20 protein-coding genes are annotated in these 20513 nt (G+C 61.6%); 12 read left to right on the top strand and 8 right to left on the bottom strand.

Annotation, left to right across the window (positions count from 1 at the left end; all coding sequences use genetic code 11):
• Nucleotides 1-35 precede the first annotated feature (35 nt).
• On the top strand, nt 36-1235 hold the full coding sequence (locus PH603_RS02995; RefSeq protein ID WP_289504445.1) for an MFS transporter: 1200 nt from the start codon (nt 36-38) through the stop codon (nt 1233-1235).
• 23 nt (nt 1236-1258) lie between these two features.
• On the opposite strand, the gene PH603_RS02990 is transcribed toward PH603_RS02995, so the two are convergent.
• Both PH603_RS02990 and PH603_RS02985 read right to left on the bottom strand, forming a co-directional pair.
• Nucleotides 1259-2692, bottom strand: a complete 1434-nt coding sequence (locus PH603_RS02990) for an aldehyde dehydrogenase family protein (RefSeq protein WP_289504444.1) — start codon at nt 2690-2692, stop codon at nt 1259-1261.
• A gap of 32 nt (nt 2693-2724) precedes the next feature.
• Nucleotides 2725-3609, bottom strand: a complete 885-nt coding sequence (locus PH603_RS02985; RefSeq protein ID WP_289504443.1) for a fumarylacetoacetate hydrolase family protein — start codon at nt 3607-3609, stop codon at nt 2725-2727.
• Between the two features lie 188 nt (nt 3610-3797).
• Between PH603_RS02985 and PH603_RS02980 the strand changes: the two genes are divergently transcribed.
• Together PH603_RS02980 and PH603_RS02975 are read left to right on the top strand one after the other, a co-directional pair.
• On the top strand, nt 3798-4598 hold the full coding sequence (locus PH603_RS02980) for an acetoacetate decarboxylase family protein (RefSeq protein WP_289504442.1): 801 nt from the start codon (nt 3798-3800) through the stop codon (nt 4596-4598).
• A 14-nt stretch (nt 4599-4612) separates the two neighbouring features.
• Nucleotides 4613-4951 carry a DOPA 4,5-dioxygenase family protein gene (locus PH603_RS02975; RefSeq protein WP_289504441.1) on the top strand — a complete coding sequence of 113 codons (339 nt, stop codon included), beginning with the start codon at nt 4613-4615 and terminating at the stop codon, nt 4949-4951.
• 66 nt (nt 4952-5017) lie between these two features.
• Here PH603_RS02975 and PH603_RS02970 read toward each other — a convergent pair whose 3' ends face one another.
• From PH603_RS02970 to PH603_RS02960, 3 genes are read right to left on the bottom strand one after another with little or no spacing between them, the layout of a single operon-like run.
• Nucleotides 5018-6478: an aldehyde dehydrogenase gene (locus PH603_RS02970; protein ID WP_289504440.1), complete on the bottom strand. Its 1461-nt coding sequence runs from the start codon at nt 6476-6478 to the stop codon at nt 5018-5020.
• A 16-nt stretch (nt 6479-6494) separates the two neighbouring features.
• Nucleotides 6495-7790, bottom strand: a complete 1296-nt coding sequence (locus PH603_RS02965; protein ID WP_289504439.1) for a type I glutamate--ammonia ligase — start codon at nt 7788-7790, stop codon at nt 6495-6497.
• A 26-nt stretch (nt 7791-7816) separates the two neighbouring features.
• The gene (locus PH603_RS02960; protein ID WP_289504438.1) at nt 7817-9097 is read right to left on the bottom strand and encodes a cytochrome P450; all 1281 of its coding nucleotides are present in this window, start codon (nt 9095-9097) and stop codon (nt 7817-7819) included.
• A 182-nt stretch (nt 9098-9279) separates the two neighbouring features.
• Between PH603_RS02960 and PH603_RS02955 the strand changes: the two genes are divergently transcribed.
• The gene (locus PH603_RS02955) at nt 9280-10155 is read left to right on the top strand and encodes a DODA-type extradiol aromatic ring-opening family dioxygenase (RefSeq protein ID WP_289504437.1); all 876 of its coding nucleotides are present in this window, start codon (nt 9280-9282) and stop codon (nt 10153-10155) included.
• Between the two features lie 71 nt (nt 10156-10226).
• Here the strand turns inward: PH603_RS02955 and PH603_RS02950 are convergent, their stop codons facing one another.
• Together PH603_RS02950 and qhpR are read right to left on the bottom strand one after the other, a co-directional pair.
• Nucleotides 10227-11063, bottom strand: coding sequence for a type 1 glutamine amidotransferase (locus tag PH603_RS02950; protein ID WP_289504436.1), 837 nt, complete (start codon nt 11061-11063; stop codon nt 10227-10229).
• Between the two features lie 86 nt (nt 11064-11149).
• A complete protein-coding gene (gene qhpR, locus PH603_RS02945) occupies nt 11150-12157 on the bottom strand; it encodes an AraC-like transcriptional regulator QhpR (protein ID WP_289504435.1) in 1008 nt (335 codons plus the stop codon).
• 137 nt (nt 12158-12294) lie between these two features.
• On the opposite strand from qhpR, the gene PH603_RS02940 reads away from it, so the two are divergent.
• The 7 genes from PH603_RS02940 to PH603_RS02910 all read left to right on the top strand — a co-directional run bounded on the left by PH603_RS02940 (nt 12295) and on the right by PH603_RS02910 (nt 18341).
• Nucleotides 12295-13344 (top strand): AraC family transcriptional regulator, encoded by a 1050-nt coding sequence (locus PH603_RS02940; RefSeq protein ID WP_289504434.1) that lies wholly within the window; start codon nt 12295-12297, stop codon nt 13342-13344.
• A 64-nt stretch (nt 13345-13408) separates the two neighbouring features.
• Nucleotides 13409-14677, top strand: a complete 1269-nt coding sequence (locus PH603_RS02935; RefSeq protein ID WP_289504433.1) for an NAD(P)/FAD-dependent oxidoreductase — start codon at nt 13409-13411, stop codon at nt 14675-14677.
• On the top strand, nt 14674-14994 hold the full coding sequence (locus PH603_RS02930) for a 2Fe-2S iron-sulfur cluster-binding protein (protein WP_289504432.1): 321 nt from the start codon (nt 14674-14676) through the stop codon (nt 14992-14994). The genes PH603_RS02935 and PH603_RS02930 overlap by 4 nt, the downstream gene beginning before the upstream one ends.
• Before the next feature lie 236 nt (nt 14995-15230).
• On the top strand, nt 15231-15944 hold the full coding sequence (locus tag PH603_RS02925; protein ID WP_289504431.1) for an AAA family ATPase: 714 nt from the start codon (nt 15231-15233) through the stop codon (nt 15942-15944).
• Between the two features lie 26 nt (nt 15945-15970).
• A complete protein-coding gene (locus tag PH603_RS02920; RefSeq protein WP_289504430.1) occupies nt 15971-16366 on the top strand; it encodes a hypothetical protein in 396 nt (131 codons plus the stop codon).
• A 156-nt stretch (nt 16367-16522) separates the two neighbouring features.
• Nucleotides 16523-17839 carry an SPOR domain-containing protein gene (locus tag PH603_RS02915; RefSeq protein WP_289504429.1) on the top strand — a complete coding sequence of 439 codons (1317 nt, stop codon included), beginning with the start codon at nt 16523-16525 and terminating at the stop codon, nt 17837-17839.
• A gap of 91 nt (nt 17840-17930) precedes the next feature.
• Complete coding sequence (locus PH603_RS02910; protein WP_289504428.1) at nt 17931-18341, top strand: Hsp20 family protein; 411 nt, start codon at nt 17931-17933, stop codon at nt 18339-18341.
• Between the two features lie 13 nt (nt 18342-18354).
• Here PH603_RS02910 and PH603_RS02905 read toward each other — a convergent pair whose 3' ends face one another.
• Nucleotides 18355-19362, bottom strand: coding sequence for a DUF481 domain-containing protein (locus PH603_RS02905; protein ID WP_289504427.1), 1008 nt, complete (start codon nt 19360-19362; stop codon nt 18355-18357).
• Nucleotides 19363-19490: 128 nt separating this feature from the next.
• Here PH603_RS02905 and PH603_RS02900 point away from each other — a divergent pair, with 128 nt between their 5' ends.
• On the top strand, nt 19491-20474 hold the full coding sequence (locus tag PH603_RS02900) for an NAD-dependent epimerase/dehydratase family protein (RefSeq protein WP_289504426.1): 984 nt from the start codon (nt 19491-19493) through the stop codon (nt 20472-20474).
• Nucleotides 20475-20513 lie beyond the last annotated feature (39 nt).

Below are 20513 nucleotides of genomic sequence, written 5' to 3'. Positions count from 1 at the left end.
GGTGAAACTGCCCGTCTCATAGGGGAGGTGCGTTCATGCGTTTGTTTCAGGTGAAAAGCGGCTACAGCCCGGATGCGCCGTCCTCAGTGACGGCTGCCGTACTGCTCGGCCTTGCTGCCAACATATCCTTCATCATCCAGCCGGGGCTGGTCGGCGGCTTTGTCGAGATCCTGAAATTTAGCGAAGGGCAGGCGGGCGAGCTTGCGGCTTACGAGATGTTCGGGATCGCGGCATCCACGATTCTTCTCGCGGTCCTGTCGCTGCGCAGCAACTGGCGGGTCTGCCTTGCGCTCTGTGCACTTGTGGGGGCAGGCGGCGACATACTTTCGGCCTTCATGACCGACTTTCATTCGCTCGGGATCGCGCGCTTCATCGCCGGCTTCGGGCACGGCGGGCTGATTTCGCTGAGTTTCGCGGCCATCGGCCTCACGAAGCGCACCGATTTCAACCTCGGTATTTACCTCACCGTGCTTCTATCCTACGGCGCGCTCGGGCTGCTGATGATCCCCTATCTTCTGGATACCATCGGGCTTTCGGGGCTTTTCATCGCCTTTGCGGTGGCTTCCGCACTCGGCCTTCTGGCTGTGCCTTTCATCCCCGTTGCCCCGCATGAAACGCCGCCCGAGACAGAGGTCCACGAGCCCATCAATTTCCGGCTGCTGGTGCCGACCCTTGTCGGCTTTCTTGCCTATAATATCTCACAGGGGATCGTCTGGGCGTACCTGTTCCTGATCGGGATCGACGCCGGGCTATCCGATCAGACGGTCGCGAACGACCTGTTCCTCTCCCAGATTTTCGGGGTGATCGGGGCCTTCCTCGCCGTCATCATTTCCTCGAAAGCGGTGGGGCGGTTTGCCCCCATCACGCTTGGCGTGCTCGGCGGGGCTGCCTTCATCGCGATCCTGATGCCGGGGCCGGGGCCGCTGACCTATCTGGTCGCTGTGTGCGGCTTCAATCTCGCCTGGAACAAGGTTCTGCCCTTCATCCTTGCTGCCATTTCGGACTTCGACCTGCGCGGCCGGGTGATGAGTTTCGCGCTCGCGATCCAGATGACGGGTCTCGCCATCGGCCCTTATATCGCCTCGCAGATCGTCGGCGACGGCAACTATTTCGGGGTCGAGCTTTCAAGCGTCGTCTTCTTCATCATCGGCTATGCGCTGCTGATCGTGCCGATCATGGCGCACAGCCGGGCGGAAAAGGCGAAGGCCGCCGCCCGGCTGTTGCAAGAAGCTTGAAGGGAGGGGATCGCGAACGGCGATCAGCCGTTCGCGCCGTAAACCGATTTCAGCTCGAGATAGTCTTCGAGGCCGTATTTGCCCCATTCGCGGCCATTGCCGGACATCTTGTATCCGCCAAAGGGCGCAGCGCTATCAAGCCCGGCGCCGTTGATATGCACCATGCCAGTGCGCAGGCGCGCGGCCACCTCGGCCGCTTCCTCGCGGCTGGCCGCCCACACCCCGCCCGACAGGCCATATTCGCTGTCGTTCGCGATATCGACCGCCTGATCGAGCGTGTCATAGGTCATGAGGCAGGCCACGGGCCCGAAAATCTCTTCCCGTGCCACTGTCATGTCGGGCGTCACATCGCCGAACACGGTGGGGACCACGAAGAAACCGTCCTCAAGGCCTGCGGGCTTGTCGGGGCCACCGGCGAGCAAAGTGGCGCCTTCCGCAGCACCCTTGCGGATCAGCGAGACGACCTTTTCATACTGGTTGCGGTTGGCCACGGGCCCAAGGTTCACCTTGTCCTCCGGCTTGCCGACCGTAAGGCCTTTCGCGGCTTCGGCGGCAACGGCTGCTGCCTCGGCATACCTGTCTTTCGGCACGAGAATGCGGGTGCGGGCGTTGCACGACTGGCCGGAATTGACCATCACCTCGCGCACCGAGGTGGCGATGGCGGTCTTGATATCGGCCGACGGCATCACGATCATGGCGGACTTGCCGCCAAGCTCCAGCGACACACGCTTCACGGTTTTGGCAGCCGCTTCCGAAATGGCGATGCCGGCGCGGGTCGAGCCCGTGAAGGAGACCATGTCGACCTCTTGGTGGCTGACAAGCGAGGAACCCACACCGGGGCCGTCGCCATGCACCAGGTTGAACACACCTTTCGGCAGGCCGATCTCGTCGATGATCTCGGCGAGGATCACGGCATCAAGGGGCGCCAGTTCGCTCGGCTTCAGCACCATCGTGCAGCCAGCCGCAATCGCCGGTGCGACCTTGGTGGCGATCTGGTTCATCGGCCAGTTCCAGGGGGTAATGAGCGCACAGACCCCGATCGGCTCGTGCCGGATGCGGGTGGTGCCCATGTCTTCCTCGAACTTGTAATTGTCGATCTCGGTCAGGATCTGTTCGAAATGCTGCGGGCCCGAAGGCGCCTGCGCATGGATGGCGAGCCCCATCGGGGCGCCCATGGCGACCGAGATCGCCTTGGCGATCTCGTCATTGCGTTCGATGAGCTTGGCGTTGATCGCGGCCAGCAGCTCGCGGCGTTCGGCCACGCTCGTGCGGGCGAAAGCCGGGAAAGCGGCACGCGCTGCCATCACTGCCTTTTCAACATCCGCCTTGGTGCCAAGGGCGATCTTGCAGACTTCCCCGCCTGTTGCCGGATTGACGACAGGAGCCAGTGTCGCGCCGGGTTCGGGCTCTACCCATTTGCCGTCGATATAGAAACGGGTGGCGTCAGGCAGGGTCATGATGCTTCCTCTTGTGTCAGGCCCTTCGAGGCTCAGTCCTCGAGGGTCGATTTGTAGAATTGGGCGCCTTGTCCGCCCGCAGCGCGCTTGCCGCGGAATTCCCAGTCGCCGCCCATCGCCGTCGAAATCACTTCTTCCGATTCGGTCGGCTGGGCGCCCACATCATCGCGGATCGGCCAGGGGCCTTCAACAATGCGGTTCGTCAGCTTGCCAAGGCCATCGACCTCGACTTCGACAATGTCGCCGGGCTGCACGGGACGGCTGTTTGCCGGTGTGCCAGACAGGAGGACATCACCGGGCTCCAGCGTGATATTGCGGGCAATATCGGCCACCAGATAGTGCATGTCCCACTCCATGTTATCCGTATTGTCTTCCTGCACAAGCTTGCCGTTCACATAAGTGCGGATCATCTTGTTTTTATAGTCCCAACCGGTGACGAGCCCCGGCCCGATGGGGCAGAGCGTATCGGAGCCTTTCACCCTGAGCATGGAGCCCGCATCCGTATCGCGGAAATCATGCAGGCCATAGTCATTCGAAACGGCATAGCCGGCGATATAATCGCCCGCTTCAGCGGGCGAAATGTTGCGGCAATGCTTGCCGATCACGATGGCGATCTCGCCTTCATAATTCAGATATTTGCAGCGCTTGGGGCGCACCACATCGCCCTTGTGGGTATTCAGCGCCGTCACCGGCTTGTGGAAATAGGTGGGCGAGGAGCCAAGCTTGGTCATGAACTCGTCGACGCGGCTGTGATAATTCAGATGCACGCAGATGATCTTGCGCGGCTCCACCGGCGGCAGGTGAACGGCCTCGTCCACATGGACCTTGCGGCCATCACGGGTGACAAGCTGGTCGCCTTCGCGGGTGGCAAGGATCGGATAGCCGTCCAGGAGGATCTTGCGATATTCAACAGTCATGATGCTTCCCTCATTCGCAGCGGTCGCCCCGCACAGGAGGGCCGCAGTTTTGCATGGGATCACAATAGGCCGAAGCCAGCATTTTTCTTAGCATATGAGGCCATAATCCGCGCCCTTGCTGGCGTGCGGCGCGGGCATGACAGATAGTCCAATCAACAACAGTGACCATCCGAGGAAAGAGAATTCCCATGTCCGGCTTCTATTATCCGCGCACCGCTTCGGGCAAATCCGCCATCCTGCCGCCTGTGCCCTGGCACTATTCGGGCGAGCTGATTACCTTTGAATATCGCACCGACCCCAAGGCGATTGCCGCCCTTCTCCCTGAAGGGTTCGAACTTGCTGACGAGGACCCGGGTGCGGTTGCCGCCATCTGGGCCGACTGGCAAAGCTGTTCGGACGATTTCAATGAAATCCTCGATCCGGTGCGCTGCCAGTACAAGGAAATGTTCGTCGTTATCCGCTGCAAGTTTCAGGGCAAGCATTACAGCCGCTGCGCCTTCATCTGGGTGGACAAGGATTTCGCCATCATCCGCGGCCAGCATCAGGGCTACCCCAAAAAGCTCGGCTCCATCCATATGAGCCGCCCGGTCACCCTCGGCAAAGCCGGCCCCCGGCTCGAGGTCGGCGGCAAGTTCGGCGCCACGCTCGCGGCCTATGACCGCCGCCTCGCCGAAGGCGTGTTCACCATCACCGGTACAGCTGAAAAGCCCGGCTTCGTGAACGGCCTGCCGATGGCGCATAACCGCTGGTACCCGGCGATTGAAACGAACGGCACCGACAGCCTTTCCGAGGTCGTCACCATGTCGGGCTTCGATGCCCAGATGGGGCGCTGCTTCAAGGGTGATTTCGAACTTTCGCTGTTCGACAGCCCGGTGGAGGAACTGACCAGCCTGCCGATCCTTGAAAAGATCGGGGCCTACTGGCACGAGGTCTGCGTTTCCTGGAAAGCCGGGACGACGCTCGCGCGCAAAACCCTGCCGGACTTCTGAACGGGGCCGCACGCGTGGCCCCGTCGCTCCCGACAGCGCTTTATCATGCCCATGTCTATTACGGCACGGGCGAACGAACGGTGGCCGAGACCCTGTGTCTCGCCGCCAAACGGGCATGGCGCATCCCGATGGGCCGCCTGCATGACGGGCCCATCGGCCCGCATCCCATCGGCAGCTGCCAGCTGACAGTCCCCGCCCCACGCCTTGACGCCGTCATCGAATGGCTGGAAGAAAAGCGCGGCCCCCTGACCGTGATGATCCATCCGGTCAGCAACGACATGCGCCGCGACCATACGACCGGCGTGATCTGGCTGGGCACGCCCCACGCTCTGCGTCTCGATATCTTCGACTGAAGAAAAAACACCCGGCAAACGGCAGGTGCCGCAAGCCGGGTGTGATGAAAGCTCCCGAGTGGCCCCTTAACGGGTGGAGCCTTCGAGGATTTGCAGGGTCTTGAGGTCAGAGTGGAATTCGAGGGCATAGTGCCCGCCCTCGCGGCCAAGGCCGCTGAGGCCGATGCCGCCAAAGGGGGCCGTCAGGTCGCGCACGAGGAAGGTATTCACCCAGACCGTGCCGCCGCGCACCATGCGGCCGACCCGTTCCGCGCGCTCGCGGGAGCCCGTATAGACGATGCCCGAAAGGCCATAGACGGTGGAGTTGGCAAGGGCCACGCCCTCTTCTTCCGTCTTGAAGGTCTGGAAGGTGAGGACGGGCCCGAAGACCTCGCTTTGCACCACTTCCGACTGGTTACTTTTCGGTTTGATCAGCGTCGGCTCGTACCAGAGCTTGCCGTCGATATGGCGTTTGCCTCCGCGCACGATGGTGTCGCCGTTCGCGCGGGCGCGGTCCACAAAGCCTTCAACGCGGGCGATGTGGATGGGGTGGATCATGGCCGACATGGTGGTCGCCTTGTCGCGGCTGTCGCCCATCGCATGCTTGTCTGTATATTCGTGGAAGCGGCGCTCGAATTCCTCGGCAATCGATTCCTCGACGATAATCCGCGTGCCCGCCATGCAAACCTGGCCGCTGTCGTCAAACTGGCCGGCGGCCTTTTTGGCGGCAGCGTCGATGTCGGCGTCGGCGAACACGAGAAGGCACGACTTGCCACCAAGCTCGGCGGTAAACGGCACGACATTCTCTGCCGCCGCCTTGCCGATGACGCGGGCCGTGGGCACCGACCCCGTGAAGGAAATACGCTTGGCGCGCGGGTCGGAGACAAGCGCGTTGCCGACCTCCGCCCCATAGCCTTGAACCACGTTGAACACGCCCGGCGGGAAGCCTGCCTTGTCGGCCATGTCAGCGAGCAGGCTTGCCGACAGCGGTGACCATTCAGCGGGCTTCAGCACCACCGTATTGCCGGCGGCAAGGGCGGGCGCGCATTTCCAGGTGGACAGCATGAAGGGCGCGTTCCACGGGGTGATGATCACCGCCGGGCCTGCCGGCATGCGGATCACCCTGTTGTGGGTGCCTTTCGAATCCCACACGCGTTCCTCATGCTCGATCGCGAGATCGGCATAATTGCGGAAATTGAGCGCGCCGCGCGGCACGAGCCGAAGCTGCAGGCTTTCCAGAAGCATCGCCATATCCATGCATTCGGCATAGGCGATGGCGTCCTTGTTTTCCTCAATCAGGTCCGCCAGCCGGTGCAGGTAGGCGCCCCGTTCCTTCGGGGAAAGTGCTGCCCACGCCGGGAAGGCATCGGTCGCAGCCTGCAAGGCGAGGTCTGCCGTTTTTGCGTCCCCGCGCGAGATATTGCCCAGAAGCAGATCCCAGTCCATCGGACTGCGGGTTTCGAATGTTTCGGGCGAGGAAACGCGCTTGCCGCCGATATAATGGTCGGGGCTGATCTGCACGTCGCCAACGCTGAATCTGTCACGCATCGATCTTGTTCCGGTCTCAGATAAAGGGAGCATAATAGTCGAAGATGCCGGCGGCGTCTTTGCCCGCCACTTCCTCGATCTCGGCTTCCTTGATCGCAATATAATTGTCGATAAGCGTCTGGCCCATGCGGTCGGTAAAGGCAGTATCCTTTTTCAGATATCCGAGCGCTTCGCCGAGCGACGCGGGCACATGCCGCGTGGTCGTGTTGATCGTCTCGATCCCGTCGCCGTCTTCAGCCGGTTGCAGGTCATAGCCTTCCTCGAAACCGAGGTAGGCAGCATTCAGGATCGCCGCCACCGCTGCATAGGGGCTGGCCGCGCAATCACCAAGCCGGTGTTCGATCCGCGCCGCCTTGCCGGTCTCAGCCGACACACGCACCGCCACACCGCGGTGATCGTAACCCCAGTTCGCCCAATAACCGCTGAGCGCACCGGGCTGTAGCCGGTCATAGGAATTGACGATAGGGGCGAGCATGGCGCTCAGGCTTTCGTGGTGATGCACAAGGCCGGCGATACAGCCTTTCACAAGGTCTGAAAGCTGGTCGCGCCCCGTGGCATCGGCCATCACATTGTTGCCGTCCTTATCCTGGAAGCTGAGGTTCACATGAAGCCCGCTACCGGCGATACCCGCGATGGGTTTCGGCAGGAAGCTGAGGAGATAGCCGCGCTTGTAAAGCACTTCCCGCGCCATCTGGCGGAACAGGAAGAAATCGTCACAGGCCTTCAGGGCATCGGTATAGCCAAGCGTCAGTTCGAACTGAGGGCTGTCATATTCCGAATTGAAGGATTCGACCCTGATGCCGATCTCCTGCGCCTTGGCCCAGACCTCGTCGATAAGCCCGGCGGGGTCGGTGAAGGGGCCGGTGCCGTAAACAAACGCACCGGGCGTATCGTAGGGCACCCATTCGCCATTTTCACCGCGCTGGAAGATATAGGCCTCGCCCTCAAGCCCGATCATCGGGTTGAGGCCTTTGGCCTTCCATGCCGCAATCGCCTTCTTGAGCGCAGAGCGGCCGCAAAGCGGTGAAGGCTTGTGGTGCATATGCACATCGCCAAGCGCGATCTGGGTATTCGGCTCCCATCCGGGGCGATAGCTGGCGGGGTCGAAAACCGCTTCGATATCGGGCAGGCCTTCAAGCACACCGGCGCCGGGGGCGTCCACGATGTTGCGGGCGTAGGTGACGGCATAGGTGCCGATGCAGAAGCGCGCGGCCCCGCCTTGTGCGAAATCTTCCGGAATATACTTGCCGCGTGCCAGATTGAGCTGGTCTGCAAAAAGCACGCGGATACGTTTCATTGTCTGAGCGTCCATGATCCTGCTTCCCCTGTCCTGTCCGCTCAGGCTGCCGTCATGCGCACGGGCAGATGCTTGATCCCGAGGATGAAGTTGGACCTGAGGTAATCGTGATTGGCCGTCTGTTCGAGTGTGCCGACGCGCCGCGCCAGTTCCTCCAGCACGATCCGCACTTCAAGCTTGGCGAGCCACATGCCAAGGCACACGTGCGGGCCGCCCTGCCCGAAGGAGACAAACCGGTTCGGCTTGCGGGTCAGGTCAATCTCGTTCGGATTGTCAAAGGCGCGCGTGTCACGGTTCCCGGCGGTGAACCACAGCACCACCTTGTCGCCCTTTTTCACCGTCTTGCCGCCATGCTCGAAATCGCGGGTGGCAGTGCGGCGGAAGTGGGTGGTGGGCGAGGCCCAGCGAATCATCTCGTCCGCTGCTGTCATCATGAATTCCTCGTTGCCGAGATTATCCTTGAGCTGTTGCAGCAGCGACGGCTGGTTGGCAAGCGCGTGGATCGATGCCGCGATGCTGTAGCGCGTCGTATCGTTGCCGGCCGCCACCAGAAGGCAGAAGAAGTTGCGGAACTCATCATGCGACATGCTGCGACCGTCCTTGGTTTTCTGCAGCACGAGATTGAGAACCCCGAAGCTTTCGCCCTCGTCCATCCGCTTCAAGAGGTCGTTCGCATAATCGAAAAGCTCGATCGCGGCCGGCGAGCGGAAGGGCAGCAGGCGATATTCTTCGGTGTCGATCTTGTCGACCACGAAATCGGTATATTCGGGATCGGCGTTCGAAATCAGCGCATCGCCCTTTTCAACGAGCCAGTCGGTGTCTTCCTGCGGCACGCCGATGATCTGGCCAAGCATCCGCATCGGCAGCTGGCGGGCGATTTCGTGGGTCGCGTCAAATTCGCCCATCTGCAGGCACTTGTCGATCAGGTCGCCGGTGATTTCGCGGATCTGATCCTCGAAAAGCGCCACCTGGTTGCGCGAGAAGGCCTTGTTCACCAGCATGCGGAAATAGGTATGCTCGGGCTGGTCGGTTTCCTGAAACGTCTTGCGCGCTTCATACTCTTCTTCCGTCTGGTCCTCGATCCGGATGCCCTTCGCGGAGCTCAGGAGATCGGGCTGGCGGTTCAGCGCCATGATGTCTTCAAGGCGCGTTACCGACCAGAAGCCGCGACCACCGGTTTCTTCGGTCCAGGTGATTTCGCCTTCATCCTGCATGCGGGCGAAAGTGGACAAGGGTGCCCCCTGGTTGAAGGCATCCTGTGACGACAGGTCGATATGCGGGTCCGCCGATTGAACGAACGGGTATTTCCAGGCGCTGCTCATAGAATAGTCCCCTCAAGCTAACGCGCTGCAACAAGTGCAGCAAAAAGGCCATTGAGAGGACGTTACCGGGGCCACAGAAGCCCGTCTTAGCAGATGTGGACAGAATAGGCCCCCACCCCTGTTGCTTTGCATCTGTTGCGTTAAATTCCCATCATGGTTCCTGATCACCAAGGAGAGACGGGATGGGAGAAGTTGTCGGGGCCGGCCTTGTATCACACGTGCCGACCATCATGCTGCCGCAGGAAATCCGCTATGAGCTGAACGAGGGAAAGGAAATCTCCCTCGTCACCGGCTTTCACCGGCTGCGCGAGGAAGTACTGGATGTGCTGAAGCCCGATACGGTGATCGTGTTCGACACCCACTGGGCGACGACGGTTGAATTCATCGTCACCGCGCACGCGCGCCGCACCGGCAAATATACGTCCGAAGAATTGCCGCGCGGCATGTGTCAGGTGCCCTATGACCTCAAGGGCAACCCCGATCTCGCGCGGTCGATCGCCGAATGCGTGAAGGCCGAGGGCACACCCTGCACGCCGATTGATGATCCCTACCTGCCGATCCATTATCCGACCGTGAACCTCGCCCATTATCTCGAAAAAGGCGAAGAATGGCTGAGCATTGGCGTGTGCATGACCGCCGACGCCGACGATTATCTCTCGGTCGGGCGCGGGGTGGGCGAGGCCATCCGCAAATCCGGCAAGCGCGTGGTGCTGCTGGCCAGCGGTTCGATGAGCCACACCTTCTATCCCCTGAAGGAACTGGCGAAGCACGAAGCATCCGACCCGAAGCATATCTTCACCGCCGCCGCGCGTGAGGCAGACCTTGAGCGAATCGACTGGTTCGCCAAGGGCGACCATGCCCGCGTCATCGACACAATGCCCGAGTTTTACAAGCACCGCCCCGAGGGCGGGTTCGGCCACTATCTGATGATGGCAGCCGCTATCGGCGGGCGTGACTGCCACGGCAAGGGCCGGCTGTTCAGTGATTACGAGAATTCCATCGGGACAAGCCAGGTGCATGTCTGGTTCGACCGTCCCGAAAACGGCTGGACGGGCTGATCCCCCTCGATCCTATCCCGACAGCTGAAGGCCGGACAGATTGCACCCCTGTCCGGCCTTTTTCATTGGCATTATTTGAGGATGCGGTGGCGCACCCAGTTGATGATCTCGGCGCGGCGCTTTTCATCGTCGATGATGTCCGCGTCAATCCCGAGCTGCCATGCGGCCGACTTGTTTGCGGGGTCCGCGACCAGCGCATCGATATGGCCGCGGTAGCTTGCCGCCTGGTCTTCGGTTTCAAAAAAACCCTGCTCCATCAGGTCCCGGCCATACAGGCGGAACAGCATGGACATCTGGGCGAGATCGAACTCGGGGTGATATTGCACGGCCCAGACTTCCGATTTTGCAATCGGGATCACGGCGCCTTGCACCGGGCTGTGGGCATTGCCGCAGAGGAGCGTGGCACCAGCGGGCAGGCGGCTTACTTCGTCATAATGGATGCAGGGCGCATCGAAGCTTGCCGGTTTGCCGTTGAAATAGGGATGGACCTGCCCCGCCGGCGTCAGCGTCAGCTTGCGGGCGAAACCGATCTCGCGGCCGATGGGGCTCGGCGCCACTTCGCCGCCTGCAGCAATTGCCGCGATCTGCAGGCCCCAGCAGCTGCCCAGCACCGGCTTCCCCGTTTCGCAATAAGCCTTCAGGAGATCGATCTGGCGGGTGATGCCGGGATCATCCTCGAACGCCCGAAGGCTCGATCCGCTGATCACCATCCCGTCGAAATCGCCAAGCCCCATGCCCTCGGGCAAGGCGGCGTCGGGGTCGGCGGCGTTGATCACGGTCAGGCGGATATCGGGGAAATGAGCGTGGATGGCGGTCGCGTAAACCTCGCTCGCCGAGCGGACCTGAAGCTTGTCGGCTTTGGCACGCACGCCAGCCGGGTTGCCTTCCATCAACAGAAGATGCGGCATGAAATGTCTCCTGGCAGTTTCACGCCAGCATAGAAAAGCCCGCCGGAGCGGGCTTTGCGATTGCGGTCATGCTGCGGGATGCTGCACTACATCAGCTTGCGGAACTCTTGCGGCGCGATCCCGGCCCAGCGCATGAAAGCGCGGGAGAAAGTGCTGTGTTCGGAATAACCGAGCTTCAGCGCCATTTCCGAAAGCGACTGGCCGGGGCTCACCCGGAACTCCAGCATCGCGGCGCGGATGCGGCATTCGTCAAGGATCGACTGGAAGCTTTCACCTTCAACCGCCAGCTTGCGGCGAAGCGTGCGGCGCGACACGCCAAGTTCCTTTGCAACATGATCCTGATTGACCCGGCCCACGCTCAGGCCCTGGAAGATCAGGTGGCGGGTCCGGTCGCTCATCGGCAGCTTGCGGGTCTTCTCGGTGAGGAGCCGCGACAGGCGGTTGATCGCGTCATTATCGACCGCCGGCAACAGGCCGAAATCGCGGTTCATCAGCTGCGTCGGGAAGCGGATGGCGTTCGATTCGGCGCCGTAAATCACGTTCGTCTGCACCACGTCCGACAGGTCGTTGCGGATGAGGTCCTTGTCGGCCTCGACCGAGATTTCAACGCTGTTCCAGGCGTCCGGCGCCACCGTTTTCACGAACGAGGCAAAGACACCAAGCGAATAGAGCGCGTCTTCGGTCCGCGGCCAGATATCGGGATCGAGGATGCGGTAGCCAAGCGTCGTCCAGCTTTCGCCGACCTTCAGGTTGAGGTCGGTGTGATCCTGAATGAGCGGATAATATTTGACGAGCCGGTGAAACGCCGTACCAAGCGTGCGGGAGCCGAGGATCGCATGCCCCACCTTGCCGCGTTTGGCATAGTTGGAGGCAAGCCCCACCGACCAGGACATGCCCGAACGGTTCTTGATCTTGCCCGCAGTTTCCACGGTTTCCACAAATTTGCGAAGATCGATCACCTGATGACCGTAGGTATCGCCCATGGTGTTCGGCACCTTCAGCAGTGCATCGATCTGTGAATAATCGAGGCCGCGCTGCGCCAGCACGCCTTTCCAGTCACCAAGCGCGGATGCATTGACAAATGCTGCACGCATTCTTCTTCCCCTTCACGCAAGGCCCCCACGGCCATGGTGTCGAGTATGAAGGGCTTGTGACAGTTCGCTTGATTATCTCTATCAATCTGATGATATATTCTATCACATTAGGGCGAGATGGCACGAAAGGCAGGGAAATGCTGGCAAGCGAAGGACGGCTGGAGCCGCTTATCTGGTCAACCGTGATCCGCAGCCTCAGGATTCCGCTCCTTGAGCATGACCTTGATCCGGACGCCCTGATGCGCGCTTCCGGCATCGATCCGCAGGATGTGCTGCGCACGAACGGCGAGGTGCCACTGAAGGCCTATCTGCGCTTCATGGAACTGGCGGCGCAGCAATCGGGCAACCCCACGCTCGGCCTTCATCTTGCACGGTCGGCGGGGCCCGAAACGCTGGGCGCCATCGGCTTCCTGTTCCTGTCGTCGAAAACCATCCTCGAGGCGATGCAGAATCTCAGCCACTATATCAATATCCTGCAGGGCGTGACCTTTGCGCAGGTGGTGCAGGACAATGAGGAAACCTCGTTCGTCTATCAGCTGCTGCATGTGAAGGATCACGATTGTCGGCAGGACGTGGAGTTTTCCCTGATGCTGACCAAGCGCCTGATCCGCATTTTCGCGGAGGGCGAGGTGCCGATCAGCGGTGTTTATTTCCGCCACGCACCGCTTGCCGACAAGCGCGTTTATGAAAAGCTGATCAAGGCGCCCGTTTATTTCGGGCAGGATTATAACTGCGTCTCGATCCCCGCATCCTGCAACCGGGTGCGCGGCAAGGTACTGGATGAAAGCCTTTCGCCGATCCTGAAAACCTTCCTCGACCGCGAGTTTGAAACAATCCAGCGGATGAAGACGCTGGGTGACCAGGTCGAATATGTCCTTTATGGCAACCGCATCGCGCCGCCCATCACGGCGCGGAAAGTGGCGCAGCATATCGGCATGTCGGAAGCGACCCTCTATCGCCGGCTGAAGGCGGAAGGGGTTTCCTTCTCGGACCTTCTGGACGCCCGCAACTTCACCCTCGCGCGGGACTATCTGACCACCACACGGATGACGGCGACCGAAATCGGCTACCTGATCGGCTTTGCCGATTCCGCTTCCTTCTCCCGCGCCTTCAGCCGCTGGTCGGGCGGCGTCGGGCCGTCCGAATATCGTCGTCGGCATACAGGCGCGAAGGAAACTGCCGCCTGAAAGTTGGCCGGATTTGCAAGGCGCCGCCCCACCATCACCGGTTACAGGATAGCCGGAACGGAAGATGGGACAGGTGGGCATGGTGGAAGCCGGCATCAACAATATCCTTTTGATCGGCGCCGGACAGGCGGCGATCCAGCTTGCACATTCGCTGAGGATGAAAGGCTTTGAAGGCGCGATCACCCTGATCGGCGAAGAGGCCTATCCGCCCTACCAGCGCCCGCCGCTGTCGAAAGCCTTCCTGAAGGGCGAGATGGAAGAGCCGCGCCTGTATCTGAAGCCCGAAAGCTTTTACACCGACAAGAAGGTCGCCCTCGTCACCCGCACCCGCGCCGCCGCCATCGACCGCGCGGCCAGGGTGGTAACAACATCTGACGGCAAAATGCATGGCTATGACCGGCTGGTGATCGCCACCGGCACCCGCCCGCGCCTGCTGGACGAACTGACCGGCATTCGCGGCGTGCAGGTGATGCGCGGCATCGATGACGCCAAGGCGCTGAAAGCCCGCGTCGGCGACCTGCGCCATGTCACCCTGCTGGGCGGCGGCTATATCGGGCTCGAGGCTGCAGCCGTGCTGGCCGAAGCGGGCATTGCGGTCACCGTGCTTGAACGCATGCCAAGGCTTCTGTCGCGCGTCACCGGCGAGGCGATTTCCGACTATTTCCTGTCGCTGCACCAAAGCCACGGTGTGGATGTGCGTCTGAATGCCGAGGTCGAGCGTTTTGTAACCGCCGACGGCCATATCAGCGGCATCGTCATGAAAGGCGGCGAAACCTTCGTGACCGATCTTCTGATGGTCGGTATCGGCGTCCTGCCCAATCAGGAACTGGCGGCGGATGCGGGCATCGCCTGCGCCAACGGCATCAGCGTCGACGAGGACTGCCTGACGTCAGACCCCGCCATCTATGCCATCGGTGACTGTGCCTTCCGGCCGCTCGCCGGGCAGGAAGGCCGACTGCGGCTTGAAAGCGTGCCGAATGCGATCGAGATGGCGGAAATCGCCGCCTGCCATATTACCGGTAATCCGCGCCCGGCCTATGACGCGCCCTGGTTCTGGTCCGATCAATATTCGACCAAGATCCAGACCGCCGGGCTTTTCACCGGCCACACCTCAACCGTGGTGCGTGGCACCCCTGAAAGCGGCAAGTTCGCCGTCTTCTATTTCAGGGACGACGCCTTCATCGCGGTTGATGCCATCAACGACGCACAGGCCTTCATGCTCGGCAAGCAGGTGCTCAAGGCCGGCCTGCCGCTGACCGCCGCGATGGTCGCCGATGAAGCCCGGCCGATCCCCGAGATCCTCAAAACCCTCAAGACTGTAGGTGCCCAATGACCAAGATCATCTTCGTGAACCCGGAAGGCGAGGAACGCATCGTCGATGCCAAGGATGGCGTTTCGGTGATGGAAAATGCCATGCAAAACGGCGTGGATGGCATCCTTGCCGATTGCGGCGGCGCCTGTGCCTGCGCCACCTGCCATGTCTATGTGGACGAGGCCTTCGCCGGCAAGCTGACACCGCCGAGCGATATGGAAATTTCGATGCTGGAAATGAACGACTACCGGCGCGAAAATTCCCGCCTTTCCTGCCAGATCAATGTCTCGGCAGAGCTTGAGGGACTGCGAGTCCACACGCCCGAAAGCCAGTATTGACCATCATTCTACCGTCCGGCTCTGCCGGCAATTCCCCTGATCTGGCCCCGGTGGTGCTACCACTGGGGCTTCTTTTTGCCGCTGCCACAAATACTTGGGTCGCTCGCCGCCGATTTTGTCAGTATTCGCACCAAATTTTCCGCATCTGTTAAATCCATATTTAAACGCAATTAGTATCGTTTCCTCATGCGGGAGTCGTTGGCAGACGCTCCCCACAGGCAAATTGGAGACTTAAGATGCGTGTAGTGGCAGTGTCATCGCAGAAAGGCGGCTCCGGCAAAACGACCTTGTCGGGGCATCTCGCAGTCGAAGCCGTCCGGCAGGGGGCAGGCAAGGTTGCGCTGATTGATACCGATCCCCAGGGCAGCCTCGCTGCATGGTGGAATGCGCGGGAGACGGCAGACCCCGCTTTTGCACAAACCAGCATTTATGACCTTGAGGCAGACCTCAACGCGCTGCGTGAGGAAAACTTCCAGCTCGTGATCATCGATACCCCGCCCGCCATCACCCGCTCGATCCAGGCCGTGGTTGCGAAGTCGGACCTCGTGATCATCCCGACACGCCCGAGCCCGCATGACCTGCGCGCCGCCGGTGCCACCGTCGATCTGGTTGAACGCGCCGGCAAGCCTCTGGTGTTCGTCATCAATGCCGCCACGCCGCGGGCCCGCCTGACGACCGAAGCCGCCATCGCGCTTTCTGCGCACGGTGCAGTGGCCCCGACCGTCATCCATAACCGGCAGGATTTTGCTGCCAGCATGATCGACGGCCGCACCGTGATGGAAGCTTCCCCCTCGTCCAAATCGACGGAAGAGATCGCAGCGCTCTGGACTTTCATCGACGAACGTATCCGCCGCCTGCCTGTGAAGGCCGGCTTCAAGACCGTGCACCAGCCGCGCGCGACCTTTGGCCGTGCCGCTTTCGGCGGGTCGCCGCTGCATGCAGTGAGCTGAGATAAAAAGGGAAAGGACTGAATCCGATGGCTATGGCATCCCTTACAGCCTCGCTTCTCGCCCGCAAAGGGCAGGCACGCCCGTCTGCCGGCATCCATTTCGAGCCGACCCCGCAGCAGACAGCCCGTCCCGCCGCCGGCACGGGTGCAAGCCCGGTGCGCCTGACGCTGGAACGCACGCCCGAGCGTGCCGCCCCGCGGCCCGAACCGGTGGCTGAAAAGCGCCCGGTGCTGGTGAAGGCAGAACCCGCGAAACCCGTCTCGAAGACACTGAGGGTCGACCGCGAAACGCACATCAAGCTGCGCCTTCTGGCCGCCGGTCGCGGCGTCACCCAGCAATCGCTGATGCATGAGGCCGTCGAAGCCCTGCTTGCCGCTGAAGAAGGCAAAGGCGGCTGCCTCTGCGGTGCCGTCAAGAAATAGTCCTCCACCCGATCAGGATGGCCGTTCCCGAAAAGGAGCCGGCCATTCTGTCTTTTCCTTCCATATTTCTTAACCTTAATGGACCAATGTGTTAGGTCTATTCGGGAACATGGCAGACCCGCAAAGGGCAGCGCCAATGCAGGCAGGTGAGCGACCATGACGACAAACTCTTCCTTCAGGCTGATGGCGACGGGCGCTTGTCTTGTTACCCTTGCCGCATGCGCCGGACATTCTACCTCGGCCGGTGCCACCCCCGATGTGCAGGCAGCTTCCGCCGCGATGCAAAGCAGCGGCGCCACCGGCAGCCTTATCGATGTCGCCGACCGGCTGGCAGCGGAAGGCAATCATGCCGCCGCCATCCCGCTTTATCGCTCGCTACTTGGCGGCAGCGATGGCGACCGCGCCCGGGTCGGCCTTGCCGCCAGCCTGAATGCCACCGGATCGCCCGAAGAAGCGATGAAGGTGCTGCGCTCGCTGATCGATGACAAGAATGCCTCGGGCGATGCCTGGCACGCCATGGGCAAGACCTTCCTGTCGCTCGGGCAGTTTGATCAGGCGCTGGCCGCCTTCACCGAAGCCTCCAACCGGATGTCCGGCGACGGGCGTCCCCGTTCGGGCCGCGGCATTGCGCTCGCCGCCCTTGGACGGCTGGATGATGCGGTCGAAAGTTTCGATAGCGCCGGCGATACGCTTGGCCAATCCAACAAGGCGCTGGTGCTGGCCGCGTGGGACCAGCCTGACGAAGCGATCGCGATCCTTGAGCCCATCGTATCGAACGCCGAAGGCGGCCCGCGTGACCGCCAGAATCTGGCCTTCGCCTACCTGATGGCCGGCCGTGACAAGGATGCGGAACGGATGGCCCGGCTCGACCTCGATGCCGCCACCGTTGCCGACACTTTCGGCTTCTATAATGCCATCAAGTCATTGACACCGGAGGAGCGCATGCGCTCGCTCGCCATCGGGGCCATTTCGCCCGCAACCGATGGCGCCACCCCGGGCAACCTGCGCCTCACCGATACCGAAGACCGCGATGCGGCGGCAAACCGGCTGGTGACCGATCCGGCTTCGGCCGATACGGTCGAGATGATGCCAGCAGCCCCCGCCGCCCCTGCGACACCGGTCGCCGAGAAGAAGCCTTACCAGCAGGGCGATATCCCGCCGCTCCTCGAATCCGAAGGCTGGGCGCTGCAGATCGCCGCCTATCGCACCGTCAAGGAACTGATCCGGGGCTGGGATCTCCTTCATGCCGCCAACCAGGATATCCTGAACGGCATCGAACCGCGCCGCTCGGAAGTGGATTTCGGCACGCGCGACACCAAGCCGTCGGGCTTCTATTACCGTCTGAATGCCGGTCCGCTGAAGTCCCTTGCCGAAGCGCGGGAGCTGTGCAACGCGCTGAAGGCCAACGGCACCGATTGCTGGATCCGCCCGCCTGAGCCTTCGGAAGGCAAGAAGCCGACTGACGCCGAGTAATCGCCGGCCCGAATTCGGCGCCGTGCAACCTTGACGTCCCCCTGTTGACGCCCCACTTTTGGGAAGGTGCAACAGGGAGAGGAGCCAGCCGATGCCGCGCAATTCATCGTTCAACAGCCCGTTTCTGCTGGGCTTCGAACGGCTGGAGCAGATGCTGGATAGCGCGTCGCGCGGCACGGGAGACGGTTTCCCGCCCTATAATATCGAAGAACTGCCGGATGGCCGCCTGCGCATCAGCCTCGCGGTTGCCGGTTTCACCCAGGACGATATCGATATCCAGCTTGAAGCCCGCCAGCTGGTGATCCGGGGCCGGCAGGAAGACGACAGCGACGACCGCACCTTCCTGCACCGGGGTATTGCTGCCCGTCAGTTCATGCGCAAGTTTGTCCTCGCCGACGGGATCGAGGTCGCCGACGCTTTCATGGAAAACGGGCTTCTGAATATCGACCTGACGCGGCCGGCCGAGGAAACCCCGACCCGCTCAATCCCGATCCGCCGCTGAACGCGGCAAAGTCTCAGAACATATAGGTCAGCGACAGGCGCGTGATCGTATCGGTGCCGGACGTGCCTTCGGGCGCATTGCTTTCCTGCTTGAACTGGAAAGATGCCTTGCCGGCGAGGTGCGAATTGATCCGCGTTGTCATCTCGACAAGATTGTCGAAGCTTGACGACAGGCCACCGAGCAGCACGCTTGCCTTGTCCTTGAGCGAGATATCCTCGGTCAGCTGGATGCTGTAGCTAGCAGCGAGACGTGCGATGATTTCGGTCTCGGTGGTGTCGCCGGTGATCGGCATTGCACCGTTCGTGAGGCTCAGCTTGTTGAAGCGCACACCGGGGCCGCCTTCAAAGCGAAGCTGCTGGATCGCATTATTGAAGACCTCGTAACCGAAACCGACGTTCTGCAGGATGCGGTAGTCGTAACCCGAGAACTGGTCGACCTCGAAAGCCGTGAAGCTGAGGAGATAAAGCTTCTCCCAGTTCTTCCAGAGGACCTCATAGTCGCCGAGATATTTCTCGCGGGTCGTGACCTCGTTGTTGCGGGCATAGTCGAAATGCAGGTTGATCGCATGTTCCCACTTGGGGCCGAAAGTCCGCTTGAAGCTGACTCCAACCGTTGCTGCCGTTTCGCTACTGTCACCCGATGTCTTGCCCGCACCGAAATCGATCTGGCCGGCCCAGAGCTTGGGGTCGATATAATAGACCATGCCCCGCGCGCGCTGCGCCGCTTCGGCGGCAACCTTCTCTTCGCGCACTTCGGTAAGCTCGGTGTGCTGGCGTTCGGTCAGAAGATCGGTGTTCAGCGCATCGGCATAGGCGAGGATCGCCTCGCGCTCACCCGGCCAGGTTGCCAGTGCAGTTTGCAGGACGGTCTGAAAAACCTTGGGTTCGGCCGACTTTGCTGCGGTGGAAAGCATCGACTTGGCACCCGGCGGGATATCGGCAGCAGCGGGAAGGGAAATCGCCGCTACGGCAAGGGCGCACGAAAACAGGTAGGCAGCTTTGGTCTGACCGGCTGGGGGCATCGGATGTTGGTCCTCTCGATTTTCAGGGTGCGGCCCCACGAGAAGGCCCTATAATCCGGGCTTAATGGGGATAGTGGCCAAGTTCAAGGCAAAATCCCGGCTTTTTTGTGGGGGGCAGCGGCAACATCATGGCAAAGGCATTTGTCACCGGCGGCACCGGATTCCTGGGGCGCAATCTGATCAACCTCTTGGGCCAATCCGGATGGGAGGTCCGGGCGCTGGCGCGCGATGTGGCGGCAGCCCGAAAAGTGATCGGCGATGGCGCCGAAATTATGCCCGGCGATGTGACAGACGCCGCCTCGGTCAAAGCCGCCATCACGCCGGACATGGACGCTGTTTTCCATGTGGCGGCCGATACCTCGAGCTGGTCACGCGAGGCAGCCCGCCAGCGCCGGGTGAATGTGGCCGGCACGGCACACGTCCTCTCCGCCGTTCAGGCCGCCGGCTGCGGGCGGCTCGTGCATGTGTCCTCAATCTCGGTTTTCGGGCCGCAACATGCGCCGTTCGATGAAACAGCCCCCTATGCCGATGCCCCGACCAATTATGCGCAAACGAAGCGCGAAGGCGAAATGCTGGTGCGCGCGGCCGTAGCAGACGGCCTTGACGCTGTCATCGTCAACCCGACCCATATCGTCGGCCGGTTCGACAGCCACAACTGGGCGCGGCTTTTCACCATGCAGGCAGCGGGCAAGCTGCCGGGTGTGCCGCCGGGCGGGGGTAATTTCGCCAATGGCGGCGCCGTGGCTGCCGGGCTGATCGCGGCCCACGCGCACGGCAAGCGCGGCGAGAATTATATCCTCGGCGGCCCCAAGGCGAGCTTCCGGGAGCTCCTCGGCGAAGCCGCAAAACTGATGGACCTGCCCCCGCCGGGCCGACCGACACCCGCCTTCCTCCTGCAATTGCTGGGCAGCGCGGGCGCGGCATGGACGATGCTCACCGGCAAGCGACCGATGGTGACGCCCGAGGAAGCCGCATTCGCCTGCGAGACCATGGATGCGCACGCCGACAAGGCGGTTCGCGAGCTTGGCTATCGCATCGTGCCGCTGGCCGAAAGCGTGGCGGAAAGTATCAACTGGCTCCGCGAGGAAGGGCTCCTCGATATCCGGCGCTGATATCCGGATAATTCTAACATTATGAAGATGTTAACCTTG

This window comes from Gimibacter soli, assembly GCF_028463845.1.
Classification (GTDB): Bacteria; Pseudomonadota; Alphaproteobacteria; order Sphingomonadales; family Kordiimonadaceae; genus Gimibacter; species Gimibacter soli.
This window is presented reverse-complemented; position numbering and strand designations above follow the sequence as displayed.

Bases quoted from the DNA above. Each gene is read 5' to 3' on its own strand.
- PH603_RS02930 (WP_289504432.1), top strand. From the start codon at position 14,674: ATGACCAAGATCATCTTCGTGAACCCGGAAGGCGAGGAACGCATCGTC.
- PH603_RS02940 (WP_289504434.1), top strand. From the start codon at position 12,295: ATGCTGGCAAGCGAAGGACGGCTGGAGCCGCTTATCTGGTCAACCGTG.
- qhpR (WP_289504435.1), bottom strand. From the start codon at position 12,157: ATGCGTGCAGCATTTGTCAATGCATCCGCGCTTGGTGACTGGAAAGGC.
- PH603_RS02960 (WP_289504438.1), bottom strand. From the start codon at position 9,097: ATGAGCAGCGCCTGGAAATACCCGTTCGTTCAATCGGCGGACCCGCAT.
- PH603_RS02900 (WP_289504426.1), top strand. From the start codon at position 19,491: ATGGCAAAGGCATTTGTCACCGGCGGCACCGGATTCCTGGGGCGCAAT.
- PH603_RS02990 (WP_289504444.1), bottom strand. From the start codon at position 2,692: ATGACCCTGCCTGACGCCACCCGTTTCTATATCGACGGCAAATGGGTA.
- PH603_RS02910 (WP_289504428.1), top strand. From the start codon at position 17,931: ATGCCGCGCAATTCATCGTTCAACAGCCCGTTTCTGCTGGGCTTCGAA.
- PH603_RS02980 (WP_289504442.1), top strand. From the start codon at position 3,798: ATGTCCGGCTTCTATTATCCGCGCACCGCTTCGGGCAAATCCGCCATC.
- PH603_RS02920 (WP_289504430.1), top strand. From the start codon at position 15,971: ATGGCTATGGCATCCCTTACAGCCTCGCTTCTCGCCCGCAAAGGGCAG.
- PH603_RS02935 (WP_289504433.1), top strand. From the start codon at position 13,409: ATGGGACAGGTGGGCATGGTGGAAGCCGGCATCAACAATATCCTTTTG.
- PH603_RS02965 (WP_289504439.1), bottom strand. From the start codon at position 7,790: ATGGACGCTCAGACAATGAAACGTATCCGCGTGCTTTTTGCAGACCAG.
- PH603_RS02950 (WP_289504436.1), bottom strand. From the start codon at position 11,063: ATGCCGCATCTTCTGTTGATGGAAGGCAACCCGGCTGGCGTGCGTGCC.
- PH603_RS02985 (WP_289504443.1), bottom strand. From the start codon at position 3,609: ATGACTGTTGAATATCGCAAGATCCTCCTGGACGGCTATCCGATCCTT.
- PH603_RS02995 (WP_289504445.1), top strand. From the start codon at position 36: ATGCGTTTGTTTCAGGTGAAAAGCGGCTACAGCCCGGATGCGCCGTCC.
- PH603_RS02915 (WP_289504429.1), top strand. From the start codon at position 16,523: ATGACGACAAACTCTTCCTTCAGGCTGATGGCGACGGGCGCTTGTCTT.
- PH603_RS02905 (WP_289504427.1), bottom strand. From the start codon at position 19,362: ATGCCCCCAGCCGGTCAGACCAAAGCTGCCTACCTGTTTTCGTGCGCC.
- PH603_RS02925 (WP_289504431.1), top strand. From the start codon at position 15,231: ATGCGTGTAGTGGCAGTGTCATCGCAGAAAGGCGGCTCCGGCAAAACG.
- PH603_RS02970 (WP_289504440.1), bottom strand. From the start codon at position 6,478: ATGCGTGACAGATTCAGCGTTGGCGACGTGCAGATCAGCCCCGACCAT.
- PH603_RS02955 (WP_289504437.1), top strand. From the start codon at position 9,280: ATGGGAGAAGTTGTCGGGGCCGGCCTTGTATCACACGTGCCGACCATC.